The sequence below is a fragment of the Dysgonomonas sp. 216 genome, assembly GCF_010501065.1.
Taxonomy (GTDB): domain Bacteria; phylum Bacteroidota; class Bacteroidia; order Bacteroidales; family Dysgonomonadaceae; genus QVMM01.
In genome coordinates this window covers 65,161-77,897 of sequence record NZ_QVMM01000012.1, presented here as the reverse complement: position 1 = coordinate 77,897, position 12,737 = coordinate 65,161, and the positions used below count along the sequence as shown (strand labels likewise).

10 protein-coding genes are annotated in these 12,737 nt (G+C 38.7%); 5 read left to right on the top strand and 5 right to left on the bottom strand.

The features are described 5' to 3' along the window. Nucleotides 1-53: 53 nt before the first annotated feature. Genes D0T53_RS08700 through D0T53_RS08690 form a run of 3 tightly spaced genes read left to right on the top strand, consistent with a single transcriptional unit; the run spans nucleotide 54 to nucleotide 3,187 of the window. Nucleotides 54-539 carry a T9SS type A sorting domain-containing protein gene (locus D0T53_RS08700; RefSeq protein WP_163266920.1) on the top strand — a complete coding sequence of 162 codons (486 nt, stop codon included), beginning with the start codon at nucleotides 54-56 and terminating at the stop codon, nucleotides 537-539. Further along, entirely contained in the window at nucleotides 536-1,888 is a 1,353-nt protein-coding gene (locus D0T53_RS08695) for a hypothetical protein (protein ID WP_163266918.1), read from the top strand. Before D0T53_RS08700 ends, D0T53_RS08695 begins: the two co-directional genes overlap by 4 nt. Before the next feature lie 24 nt (nucleotides 1,889-1,912). Then, nucleotides 1,913-3,187: a hypothetical protein gene (locus tag D0T53_RS08690; RefSeq protein ID WP_163266916.1), complete on the top strand. Its 1,275-nt coding sequence runs from the start codon at nucleotides 1,913-1,915 to the stop codon at nucleotides 3,185-3,187. Between the two features lie 86 nt (nucleotides 3,188-3,273). Here the strand turns inward: D0T53_RS08690 and rhaD are convergent, their stop codons facing one another. From rhaD to D0T53_RS08665, 5 genes are all read right to left on the bottom strand, one after another. Next, complete coding sequence (rhaD, locus tag D0T53_RS08685) at nucleotides 3,274-4,083, bottom strand: rhamnulose-1-phosphate aldolase (protein WP_163266914.1); 810 nt, start codon at nucleotides 4,081-4,083, stop codon at nucleotides 3,274-3,276. Nucleotides 4,084-4,115: 32 nt separating this feature from the next. Then, nucleotides 4,116-5,147, bottom strand: coding sequence for an L-rhamnose/proton symporter RhaT (rhaT, locus tag D0T53_RS08680; RefSeq protein WP_163266912.1), 1,032 nt, complete (start codon nucleotides 5,145-5,147; stop codon nucleotides 4,116-4,118). Nucleotides 5,148-5,239: 92 nt separating this feature from the next. Then, entirely contained in the window at nucleotides 5,240-6,496 is a 1,257-nt protein-coding gene (locus D0T53_RS08675; protein WP_163266910.1) for an L-rhamnose isomerase, read from the bottom strand. Between the two features lie 46 nt (nucleotides 6,497-6,542). Then, entirely contained in the window at nucleotides 6,543-8,015 is a 1,473-nt protein-coding gene (locus D0T53_RS08670) for a rhamnulokinase family protein (RefSeq protein WP_163266908.1), read from the bottom strand. Between the two features lie 264 nt (nucleotides 8,016-8,279). Continuing rightward, on the bottom strand, nucleotides 8,280-10,340 hold the full coding sequence (locus D0T53_RS08665) for an acetate--CoA ligase family protein (RefSeq protein WP_163266906.1): 2,061 nt from the start codon (nucleotides 10,338-10,340) through the stop codon (nucleotides 8,280-8,282). 298 nt (nucleotides 10,341-10,638) lie between these two features. Here D0T53_RS08665 and rpoN point away from each other — a divergent pair, with 298 nt between their 5' ends. Both rpoN and D0T53_RS08655 read left to right on the top strand, forming a co-directional pair. Next, the gene (rpoN, locus tag D0T53_RS08660) at nucleotides 10,639-12,093 is read left to right on the top strand and encodes an RNA polymerase factor sigma-54 (protein ID WP_163266904.1); all 1,455 of its coding nucleotides are present in this window, start codon (nucleotides 10,639-10,641) and stop codon (nucleotides 12,091-12,093) included. Nucleotides 12,094-12,106: 13 nt separating this feature from the next. Next, on the top strand, nucleotides 12,107-12,736 hold the full coding sequence (locus tag D0T53_RS08655) for a hypothetical protein (RefSeq protein ID WP_163266902.1): 630 nt from the start codon (nucleotides 12,107-12,109) through the stop codon (nucleotides 12,734-12,736). The last annotated feature ends 1 nt before the right edge of the window (nucleotide 12,737 follow it).

Sequence of the window (12,737 nt, the reverse complement as noted above, 5' to 3'; positions counted from 1 at the left end):
TTTACTTTTGTTTAAGTAAACAGGTTTACTAACCAAATTAATATCTGAAAAATATGAGATTAAAACTTTACTTGGCTTTTATTTCTCTTTTGGGCAGTTCGTTGTTTATTCAAGGGCAAAATTCTTTGAAGATAACAAGCTGGGACAATACAGAGAAAAAGATTGAGCTTTCGTTGTTGGATAAAATTACATTTTCGGGTGACGATTTAATTTTTTCGTATAATGATGGAAGTGTTTCTGAGAATTTCGGGATGCAAACTGTCAGGAATATTACTTTCCCTCAGTCTCTTAATAGTATTGAAGATGTAACTGTTAATAAAACATTGCTCTCTGTTTTTCCAAACCCTGCAACCGACCGTATTGCGTTAACAAATTTACCGGAGGGTAGCAACACGGTGTCTATATATTCTATTGCAGGAAGTTTAGTATTAACTGTACAGTTAAGTTATTCGACACAGGCCATTGATGTTTCGGCATTGGCACAAGGTTTATATATATTGAAGACGAATAACGAAGTTGTAAAATTCACAAAACAATGAAAAAACAGTTATTAATAATAGTCGCTATATTTTTTGCAATAAGTGTTTCTGCGCAAAAAACATTGAACCTGTATAAAAACGATTTGTCGGTTCTAAAGTTCTCGACCGAACAAATTGATAGTATAAAAGTTAGTAATGAACAAACTAAGCTTGATATTTATCAATCGGACGAAAGTTTAACCAATGTTACACTCTCCGAAATTGACAGTATTAATTTTAGTGACGGAAATTTAAACAATCTGGCTTCCATTAAAACATTAGGAGTAACTCAAATATCTTTTAATAACATAATAATGGGACTCGAAGTCTTATCCACAGGCGGATCGTCGGTTGCCGAAATGGGGATTTGCTGGAACAATCGTAAACTACCTACAATAAACCGTAGTGTAGTAAAAGTGACTCCCGATATGGATTTGACTGACATAAAACTTACAGGATTAGAAAATAATACAACATATTATGCCAGAGCATTTATAAAAAATGCAAGAGGTGTTTCGTACGGAAATGAGCTTAGTTTTACAACTAAAAGCGGAATGCCTATTATTCAAACGATATCGGCTGTATATAACCGTACAAGTAAATCGGCTTATTGCGTAGGCAATCTGGTAAATGCTGGAACAAGTGAAATTACAGAACATGGCTTCTGTTGGTCAACAAAAAGCGGTGCAACTATAAATGATTCTAAAAAAGTTATGGATAATACCGCTTTGGGGCAGTATAATTTCACAATTGAAGATCTGAATATCGATAACGATTATTTTGTTCGAGCTTATGCAACTAATGCATCGGGGACTACTTATGGTAAAGAATTCAGGGTAATTCCTGTTATGGGAAATATTACTTATCATTTTGCAGGAGGGGCAACACCTGAATATATGGGAGAGGCTAAGTTTAAGATGTTGAAGCAGGCAATGGATAGCGCTTGTTATTATTTCAACAAATATACGGGTTATACAGCCAATATTCGTGTCGATCATCATGAGGGAGTTCCTACAGCTGAAGCTAGCTATCGGGGGCAGTTGAAATTTGGAGCGAACGAACGCTATCTGTTTGTTGGTACAGCTATGCACGAAATGGCTCACTATTTTGGATCGGGAACTCATTGGAAATGGATAGAGTATCAGGATTCGGGTTTTAACCTGCCGGTAGCAAATGCGCTTGTAAATGAATTGACCAATGGCTACTATACTAAGCTTAGTGCCGGAGGATATCATTATTGGCCTTTCGGGTGTAATCAACGTGAAGAAGTTGGAAGTGATCCGGGTGGATTCTCTAATGAGAAATACCTCCGCATTATGGCCAAATTAGTATGGGCTATGCAGCAGGATTGTGGTTGGAGAATAGAATAGTGAAACCCTATAACAAAAAATAAAATGAAGAAAAAATTATATATATTGGCCTCATCATTGTTTACTGCATTTAATTTATTGGCAGCAATTCCGAACGCGAATGCAGTTACAGATGACTGTTTTACCCCAATGTTTCCGACAGGAAATCTTGTTCCGGACCCGGAAATAACAGCAGTTAGTAAGTTTTCAGAAAGTTGGGGATCTGTGTCTATTACAATGCTCAAAAGTGAAATTTACTGTGGTACATCGAGTGGTAAAATATCGAATGTTGCAACCGGCTCTTTCTCTTTTAATGTAGACTGGCAGCCAAACACCAAGTATGTTATAAAGGCGATGGTGAAAACCAACGGGACTTTTCAAATAGGAACAGGAAATACCTATATAAATAATGGAAATGCTTCGACCGACTTTGAAATAGCAAATACAAACAATGAATGGATTGTATTTGAGAAGCGTTTCACTACCGGAAATTCGGCAACAAGTGGAAATTGTTGGTTTAATAATTATCAAAAGGCCGGGACAATAGGTTATATCGATAATTGGGAAATATATGAGGATATTGATATAAAAGTATCAACAACAAGTCTGGCTTTTGACGAGAATAGCCGTGAGCAGGTTATTAAGGTTTCGGGTGTTCAACTTTCTCAGAATATTTCGATTACTTTACCGTCGGGACTAACTGCCGAACCTGCATCTATTGCAGCTACAGCGAAAGATATTGATGTAAAAATAACCTATGATGGATCGACAGATATTAGCGGTAATATCGTTTTCAAGAGTGGAGATACGGAAAAGCAAATTTCGGCTGTAAGTATAAATGCAGGCAATTGTTTTGAACCAACCTTTCCGGAAGGAAATTTAGTTTCCGACCCACATATGTTGAGCCTCTCAAACTTTTCGGTAACGGGTACTTGTCGGCTTGTTTCTGTGGTCTCCGAACCCGGAGTTCCTTATTGTGGTATTACTTGTGTAAAAGTGGGAGACGAATCTACAACAAATAGTGGATCGATAGGCGTTTCGGATATCGAATGGGAGCCAAATACTATTTACCGTGTAGTTGCAAAAGTAAAATCGATGGGTACTTTCTGTATGTCTGCTACCGGAGTTGATGGAGACGGAACCGATCGTAACTTCGTTTTCGCAACCACAAGTAATCAGTGGTATGCACTCGATCATTCTTTTATAACCGGCGAAGATGTATCTAAAGGACAATGCTCGTTTAATAATGGAAATGGAAGTACTACAAAATATATTTATGTCGATAGTTGGGAAATCTATAAAATTGTACCAAAGAACTGATAAAATACATTTCTGTTAACAGATAAAAAAGCCTGCTCGTAAAAAAGCAGGCTTTTTCTATAGAATTAATTTTATAATTTTTCTGATTACTTAGGTAGGTTGAACGCGTCTCTCAATTCATTCATTTGTTCCAGAGTTGTGCCTGTTGGTTCGAAGCCCATAGATTTGGCTGTAAGATATATTTGAGCCGATTTAGAAAGTGTGTCAACCATATCAAATGCTTCCATAATATCTTCACCTGTAGCTACAACGCCATGTTTTTCCCACATAACAACATCATACTCTTCAAGCTCTTTAATTGTCGCATCTGCCAAAGCAAAAGAACTTGGCATTTCGTAAGGGATAATGCCCAATCCTCTGGGGCAAAAAGCCCGGGTTTCGGGGATCATACTCCAAAGAAGAAAAGTAAGCTTATCCTTCTCTAAGAACGCAGGGTTATGAGTCATTGCAATAAGATCGATAGGATGCGAATGGAATACAGCTTTGTAAGACGATCCTTTGCCTATCAAATAATCGTGTATTGATAGATGCGACACTAATTCCGATGTTGGTTTTACCGGATTGTCTGCAATAATTTCGTAATGCGCACAGTCGTCAAGAATACGTATCACCGAACCGTTATCCATTGGCCAGCGTGCTAAATCGCGCATACGCCTGTTTGTGCCTTTACAGAAAAAATAGCATCCTTTAAGGTTTGGTAAAGTTCGGCCAATAGCTATTTTATCGCTTATCGGTTTTAAACTTTTTATTTCATCGTCAACAACATCGGTTATGTTTATTGTTATATTGCCTCCATTGCGTTCGGCCCAGCCCTTTTGCCAAAGGTATCCTGCTACCTCTGCAACATCGCCTACCTGTTTAGCTAGCTCGGGACGATTGTCCAAAATAGATTTCATGTAATTTTTTTATTAGTGAATATTTTGTTTAATTATGATTGCGCCATTGATACAACAATGATTGAAGATATAAGTACAATTAAACCGACAACCAGTACCGCAATAGTTGATTTGCTTACACCTTTCCACTCTTTCAGTATAATTCCCCATACATTACTGAAAGTGACATTCAGCGACATAAGGATACTCCACGAAAAGGCTAATAGTACAGGACTCTCGGTAAGAAAACTCTTACCCATCTCCAAGCCAAAAAATTGTGAATACCACAAAATTCCTGCCAGAGCGCAAAATAATAAATTATTTGTCAAAGTTCTACTATCTACCGCAAAATATTGTTTTCCGGTGCTATTCTTTATGTTTTGTTGAATGCAATATATTGCATTTGTAAAAAATCCACCAAGGGTTACCAGAAAAATAACAGGAAGTCCAGCAAATAAAGGTTTTACGCCCCCAATCAAGGCAGCTTCTTTAATTGGCACCCCGGCATCAAGTCCTAAGGCGAAACATGCGCTCATAACCCCCGCAAGCAATGCAACCAATAGTCCTTTTGTTAGAGCAAAGTCTTTTACGGCAGCTTTACGCTCTTCTTCGCTCATGTTTTTCGAACGTAAACTACCTGCATAGCCGATAATAGCAATACCTGCCAATGTTATACAGACTCCGATAAGAAGCATCAGTCCCTCTCCGTGTAACAAATCGGTGCCGGCGATAAGTGCAGGAAATATTGTCCCGAATGCGGCACATGTCCCTAATGCGATGCTTTGTCCTAAAGCGACACCTAAAAAGCGCATACTTAGCCCGAAGGTTAAACCTCCAACACCCCACAATACTCCAAATGTTATAGCTTTAAGCGCGCCTCCCGACGACCACAACTCTATTAATCCGCTATCGGAAGGAACTCCAAGCAGAGCTCCGAGGAATGGAAAAACTAACCAGGCAAATATACCTTGTGTAAGCCAGAAGCATTCCCATGCCCAATTTTTCACTTTATTTATAGGAACATACGAACTTGATTGTCCGAAACTTCCTATGGCGATTATAATTAATCCTATAATTGTATTCATGGTGTTTGATTGGTTATTAATACAAGCTATGGACTATGGCATAAGTATAAAACTTACGCTCATAATCCATTGCTATAAGGGTAATAATTTTATTATCGTTTTGATGTTACATCTTTTTCGTATTGCTGTACTTCTGTAATATAATCTTCACCAACAGCAATGTCGTTTTTCATACAGAAATAATCCCAAACAGCGTTCCATGGTAATCCTTTAGCCTCTTCAAGCAAAGCCAATCTTTCGAAGTATTGCTCATTGCTTTCGTATTCGCGTAGCTTGGCAATAGGCTCAAGCATTGCCTGTAAAAATGCTTTTTGAGTTGCGCGTATACCAATAACGTAAGCACCAATGCGGTTAATAGAAGCATCGAAGAAGTCGAGCCCAACGTGTACGCGCTCTAGTGCTTCGGCACGAACTATTTCTTTTGCTAAGTCTGCAATATCGTCATTCAAAATTACCACATGGTCAGAGTCCCAACGGATAGGACGGCTCACATGAAGCATGATTTCGGGCGTAAATAGAAGCATTGCTGAGATTTTATCGGCAACACTTTCTGTTAAGTGGAAATGTCCTGTATCTAGTGTTACTATTTTTTGTTTTTTTGCACCATATCCCAAGTAGAAATCGTGTGAACCTACTGTATAGCTTTCGAGGGCAATACCGAACAATTTAGATTCAAGACAGTCTTTCATGTTTTTGTATTCGGTCTTGAATATTTCGTCTAACGATTGTTCTAATATCTGGCGGTATTTATAGCGGTTTACAGTCAGATCTTTCGATCCGTCATGTATCCAAAGATTCATAATACATGGGTCGTTCTGGAATTTACCCATTTCTTCAGAAACTGCACGACAACGTTTAGTGTGCTCGATCCAGAAATCGCGGATCGATTTGTCGGGGTTTGCTAAAGTAAGGTTGCCACTTTTAGGATGACCGAAAGATGTTGAGTTAAAGTCCAGTTTCATCCCTTTTTCTTTAGCCCATTGCATCCAGCTTTTAAAGTGCTCAGGTTCAACTTGGTCGCGATCTACAACTTTTCCACCAAAATCTCCATATATCTCATGCAGGTTCAAACGGTGATTACCTGCAACAAGCGTTAATACTTTTTCGATATCACTGCGTAGTTCGTCAATGTTACGTGCTCTTCCCGGATAGTTACCTGTAGCTTGAATACCTCCGCCGCCAACACTTTCCAGTTTTTCGAAACCAACTACATCGTCGGCTTGCCAGCAGTGAATAGAAATAGCAACTTTTTGCAATTGTGTCATTGCTTTTTCTACATCAACACCAACAGCAGCATAGCGCTCTTTTGCTATTTCGAACGATTTTTGTATTAATTCATTTTTTTTCATGGGTTTATTTATTTAAAAAGTTGTTATAATGATATAGTTTCTTTGGCTACTTGGATATTTGAATAAAAGTCTGGTAATGCTTATTCCATACCTCAGAATCTTTAGGCTCGAATACTGTAGGTGTTGTTGAATTACGGATCACTTTTCTCATATCGGATAGAGACGAAACTGCGCCTACACCTTTGGCTTGCATCATCACATTTCCTATGGCTGTAGCCTCAGCCGGACCTGCCACAACCGGAATTCCGATTGAATTGGCTGTCATTTGGTTGAGTAATGCATTTTGCGAACCACCTCCAATAACATGTAATTTTTCGATAGTAAACGGTGCTACTTTTTGCAGGCAATCGAGTACAGCCTTATATTTCATGGCAAGACTATCGAAAATGCAACGAATAAAATCGGCATGAGTAACGGGCGCCTTTTGTTTCGTTTTAACACAAAAATCAACAATAGCTTTAGTCATGCTTTCGGGGTTTGCGAAAGAAGGATCATCGGGATCGATCAGCGATTGAAATCCTTCAACCGACCCCGATAATTCCACTATTTGAGGATAACTGTAATTTGTACCCGTTGTCTCCCATTCTTTTCGGCACTGTTCGAGCAACCACATTCCTGTAATGTTTTTCAGGAATCGGGTAGTGCCGCCAACTCCACCTTCATTTGTGAAGTTCATCTGGAATGAGTCTTCGTTAATGATGGGATCTTTTACTTCGATACCCATCAGCGACCATGTTCCCGAACTGAGGTAAGCGAAATTTTCGTTTTCAGCAGGAACAGCAGCAACGGCAGAACCCGTATCGTGCCCGGCGACGGCTACCACAGGAACCCCATTCAATCCACAATCCTTATTTATATTATCTGTAGTATAGCCGATTACCTCGCCAGGCATGACAATAGGTTGCATTATTGATGGATTAATATCCATAGCTTCGAACAACTTAGGTTCGAAATTTTTAGTTCTCGGATTTAATAACTGAGAAGTTGAAGCTATTGTATACTCACATACTTTTTTTCCTGTAAGTAAATACGAAAGGGCATCAGGCATAAACAAAACATCTTTAGCCGCATTAAGAGCCGAAGAGTTTTCTTTTTTTGCTGCAAAAAGCTGAAATATACTATTAAAATTCATTATTTGAATACCAGTAAGCTCATAAACCTCTTTTCGTGGTATAATCCTGAAATATTCTTCGGGGATGCCATTTGTGTAAGGGTCGCGATATGAGCGGGGCAGTCCTAAAATGCTGCCATCTTCTCCTAAATAAACAAAATCGACTCCCCATGTATCGATGCCGATAGCATCGAGTTTAACTCCTTTCGACGCAACTACTTTCAGACCTTCTTTTAAAGCTTCGAATAACGAAAATATATTCCAGTAATATTTGTTATGTATCCTTTGTATCTTATTCGGGAAACGGGTCATCTCTTCCATTTCGAGTTTACCGTCGGTAAGTGTGGCTAAGATTGAACGTCCGCTTGTTGCGCCTATATCAAAGGCAAAGAAGTTAAATGTTTTCATGAATAAATATTATTATATGTTACAAAAATAGATATTAGAATAGGCAAATCGCCTCTAAAAATGATTTATATACTTTAAATATTGACACAACACCCAATTTGGATGTGTTTTCGTATTGTTGTCTATATATGCGTTTTAAATAGCATACAAGGATGTGCTAAATTCCTTTTTCTTCGTTTTGTGATATTTTCATCATTCCTGAAGTAAAGGCAGCCTACAATACAACGGCTGCCCTTATATTACCACTTAAAGTATTGAGATTTCTCACTTTTCTATACGTATACGGGCATCAACAGCAATTACCTGTTTGTCGTTTGCCAGAAGCGGATTAATGTCAATTTCTTTTATTTCCGTAGCAAAACGAAGAAGTATGGATAAACGTACGATTATTTCGGCGAACAAGTCTTCGTTTAGTCCCTTTTGCCCTCGTGTTCCTTGTATTATTTTGTACGAACGTAACGATCGTATCATTGACGTTGCCTCGATAAAACTTAGCGGCGCAAGCCCCGATGCCACATCTTTTAGAACTTCTACAAAAATCCCACCTAATCCACATAACACAATGTGTCCGAATTTGGGCTCATATTTTGCACCTATAAAAAGCTCGGTGCCCGACAACATGGGTTGTACCATTACCGAATGTACTTCGGGGATATTCATAAGCCTGTCGAATTCGAATATAAGATGCTCCTTACTCTTTATATTAAGAACCACGCCTCCTACATCCGATTTATGCACAGGCCCAACGCATTTTGCAACAACGGGAAAATCGACTCGTTCGGCAAAAGCGACAACTTCGTCCCTGTTGTCCGATACAAATTCTTCCACGCAAGGTATTCCCGCAGCTCTCAGTAACAGGCGGACGGTATCGGGGTCGACATATCCGTTAACTTGAATAGAGTCTACAATGCGGCGTATTTCGGATATATTTACATCTAAATCTTCAATTTTCCCAACCGAAGGTTCGGTTCGGGTAACTACTTTTGATAAGGCATTGGCCAACGCTACTTCGTCGATAAAATTCACATGCCCTTTTTGCACAAATTCGCTCATTTCTTCAGCAGCCATTTTTACGGACGGAAGAATAGGGTAAATTGGAATTGGGGAGTTCTTTATTTTTTTGTCCAAAACATCATATGCTGCCCGTACTTTTGTTACGCCGGGATTTCCGTATATCACAGCAATACCGTCTACTGCCATAAATTCGTCAATGCATAAGTCTATAGCCAACCCCAAGTGTTCGCCTGTACCCGTCCCTAGTATATCAATGGGATTAGATACTGCCGTTCCGGGCAATAGTTTTTCTTTAAGTTTTTCGCCTAGTTCTTTAGGCATTTCAGGCACATCAATTTTTCCTTTCGATAAAGCATCGGTAAGTATTACCGCAGGGCCTCCCGCTTGTGTTATAATAGCCAGATTTCGGCCTTTTAATTCCGGCATCAGCAACACTGCTCCTACATTAGCCAGCTCGTCGCGCGAATAACAACGAATGATTCCCGCTTTTCGGAAAAGTGCTTCGACTGCCAAATCGGAACTGGCAATAGCACCCGTATGTGACGATGCAGCACGGCTACCCGATTCGGTTGTTCCCGATTTTATGGCAGCTATATTACATCCTTTTCGGATTAAGGATGCTGAGTGCTCCAGAAAACGATCGGGATTTTTAATTGTTTCGGCATATATAAGTTTAACCCTTGAACTGGTTTTAGCATCGAACGATTCATCCCAATATTGCAGAACGTCTTCGACACCGATTTGAGCTGAGTTACCTACCGACCAAACCGAACTGTATCTTAACCCTAAGCGTATTGAGGACTCGATAATGAAAGTAGCCGTTCCTCCCGAACTCGAAACCATGTCTACACCTTTAGCGTCGAGTAAAGGGACGGGTTTCGTAAAAATGCACTGATGATTTAGATTAAATATTCCACTGCAATTAGGGCCAACCATTGCTACATTGGCATCATTAACCAATTTCAGAATCTGTTGTTCCATTTCTGCTCCTTCGACAGTTTCTTCGCTAAAACCGGCGGAATATACAATGAAAGCTTTGACTCCTTTTTCCTCAATCAATGTTTTCATTACACTATAACAGGTTTTTGCTGGTATCGAAATCACTGCCAGTTCAGCTTTAGGAACATCTTCTACTTTTCTGTACGATTTTATGCCTTGCACAAGATCTTCTTTGGCATTAACGACATATAAATCGCCTGAAAAAGTTCCGTTTATAATATTGAATAAAGCACTACCACCGGGCTTCAGTATGTCGTTAGAGCCACCTACAACAATAATACTTTTGGGGTTAGTTAATTGTTTGTTTATCATAGCCTGATACTTTTTACACAAATATAACTTTAAGTTTTCTATCAAAATGATACTCAAATATATTATATAACATATTTTATGCTTGTTTTTGTTTGTTTTCGAGCTCATGTAACGGTGTTTTACCGGGCAATCTGAAAAGAACGTACTTTTTTGTGTCAGATAATATTCAACTAAAAAGGATCGGAACTGTTATAAAAAATAGATAGTGCTATTGCATACTTTGATTTTTGACCGATAGTTTTACTATTTAGTCAATTTTTGTGTAAGTTTGTATATCCGATAAATCAAAACAGGTTTTATGGCTTTACGGCAGCATTTACAACAGAAACAACAGCAAAAGCTTACGCCTTTGCAAATGCAGGTTATTAAATTAACCGAGTTGCCTTGTGTTGAGTTGGAGGAGAGGATAAAACAAGAGCTGGTAGATAACCCTGCCCTGGAGGAAGGACGAGACGAAGATTTCTCGGCAAACGATGTGGCTCAAGACGATTTTGACGAAGGAGCAAGCATAACACAAGAAGATATTGCTTTGGGCGACTATGCCAACGAAGAAGATATTCCCGATTACAGACTGAATAATCAGTACTCCGGAGAGTTCAGAAGAAATGACATGCCATTCTCGGAAGGAGAATCTTTTCACGAGTCGTTACTTAATCAGTTACGCTTATACGAACTTAATGACAGGGATGAGAAGATAGCTGAATATATTATTGGAAACATAGACGAAAACGGATATCTGGAACGCCCATTAAGTGCCATATCCGACGATTTGCTGTTTCAGGTAAATGTTGACGTAAATGTTGACGAACTTGAAAAAATATTAGACATAATACAAGAATTTGAACCGGCCGGAGTTGGAGCACGTAATTTGCAGGAATGTTTGTTATTGCAATTAGAACGTATGCCCGAAAATGATATTAAACGTTCGGCTGAAATTATTGTAAAGAAGTATTTTGACGAATTTTCGAAAAAGCATTACGTGAAGATAAAGAAAGCCTTATCGGTTAGCGATGATGTGCTGAAAGAAATTATTGAAGAAATAACATCGTTAAATCCTAAACCCGGAAATAATTGGGGTGATTCGCTGGCATTGGCTATGGGGACTATAATCCCCGATTTTATAGTAGAAACATTTAACGGAGAGATAGTATTGAGTTTGAATAACCGCAATATTCCCGATCTGAAAATAAGTCGTGAATATTCGGATATGCTGCAAGGTTATAACGATAATAAAAAAAGTGTTTCGGGCGACACAAAAAATGCTATATTGTTTGTAAAACAAAAGCTCGATTCGGCCCGGTGGTTTATCGAGGCATTGAAGCAAAGACAGGAAACTTTGCAACGAACAATGGAGGCTATAATAGAGTTTCAATACGATTTTTTTCTGTCGGGCGATGAAACACAGCTAAAACCAATGATATTGAAAGATATTGCCCAGCTTTCGGGTTACGACATATCCACAATATCGAGGGTAAGCAATAGTAAATACGTACAAACAAATTTTGGAATATATTCGTTGAAGTTTTTCTTTTCAGAGTCGTTACAGAACGAGGCCGGAGAAGAAATATCGTCGCGTGAAGTAAAGGCAATTTTGAAAGAATGCCTTGATAACGAAGATAAAAAAAAGCCGTTGACGGATGATAAATTAACTGACATCCTCAAGCTAAAAGGTTATACTATTGCTCGCCGTACAGTTGCGAAATATCGGGAGCAAATGAATATTCCGGTTGCCCGATTGAGGAAAGAAATTTAAGCTGCTTAATATTATGAGAGTTGGAAATTTTTTAGCAAACGTATTTTCTATAATTCTGCATCCTTTTTTAATGCCTTTTTATAGTGTATTGCTCTTGTTTATGTACACAAACTTCATAGGGGCGTTTTCGAAGCAGGTTTTTAGCTTTTTGTTTCCGATATTGCTTTTTAGCGGAATCATTCCGGCATTATTTATTTTGGTTCTGAAAAAGGCACGAATGATAAAAGATTATGCTTTGTCGAATCGATTCGAACGCTTTATCCCCTACTTGATGTCTTGTTTTGCTAATGGTACAATGTTGTACTATTTCTACTCGTCACATATATATTATTGGTTTTTGGGTGTAATAGCTGCACCTTTAACGGTATCGTTAGCCGGATTCCTTATAAATATATTTACAAAAGTAAGTGTTCACATGCTGGGCATAGGAGGACTTTTAGGCGTAACGTTATCGGTTTGCTATAATGTGAAGTCTTTGAATCCCTTTCTTTTATTTATTATTTTGTTTATATTAGCCGGGTGCCTTGCTGTGTCGAGGTTATATTTGCGGCAGAATTCAGCATGTCAGGTTTATGGCGGATTTATAGTAGGATTTGCAGTGTCTTTTCTTACTGTTTGGGGAAAGATTGCGCTTAGTTATTAAA

What these genes read in the sequence shown, in the direction of transcription:
- D0T53_RS08700 (WP_163266920.1), top strand. Translation starts at nt 54, where the DNA reads ATGAGATTAAAACTTTACTTGGCTTTTATTTCTCTTTTGGGCAGTTCG.
- D0T53_RS08695 (WP_163266918.1), top strand. Translation starts at nt 536, where the DNA reads ATGAAAAAACAGTTATTAATAATAGTCGCTATATTTTTTGCAATAAGT.
- D0T53_RS08690 (WP_163266916.1), top strand. Translation starts at nt 1,913, where the DNA reads ATGAAGAAAAAATTATATATATTGGCCTCATCATTGTTTACTGCATTT.
- rhaD (WP_163266914.1), bottom strand. Translation starts at nt 4,083, where the DNA reads ATGAAATCTATTTTGGACAATCGTCCCGAGCTAGCTAAACAGGTAGGC.
- rhaT (WP_163266912.1), bottom strand. Translation starts at nt 5,147, where the DNA reads ATGAATACAATTATAGGATTAATTATAATCGCCATAGGAAGTTTCGGA.
- D0T53_RS08675 (WP_163266910.1), bottom strand. Translation starts at nt 6,496, where the DNA reads ATGAAAAAAAATGAATTAATACAAAAATCGTTCGAAATAGCAAAAGAG.
- D0T53_RS08670 (WP_163266908.1), bottom strand. Translation starts at nt 8,015, where the DNA reads ATGAAAACATTTAACTTCTTTGCCTTTGATATAGGCGCAACAAGCGGA.
- D0T53_RS08665 (WP_163266906.1), bottom strand. Translation starts at nt 10,340, where the DNA reads ATGATAAACAAACAATTAACTAACCCCAAAAGTATTATTGTTGTAGGT.
- rpoN (WP_163266904.1), top strand. Translation starts at nt 10,639, where the DNA reads ATGGCTTTACGGCAGCATTTACAACAGAAACAACAGCAAAAGCTTACG.
- D0T53_RS08655 (WP_163266902.1), top strand. Translation starts at nt 12,107, where the DNA reads ATGAGAGTTGGAAATTTTTTAGCAAACGTATTTTCTATAATTCTGCAT.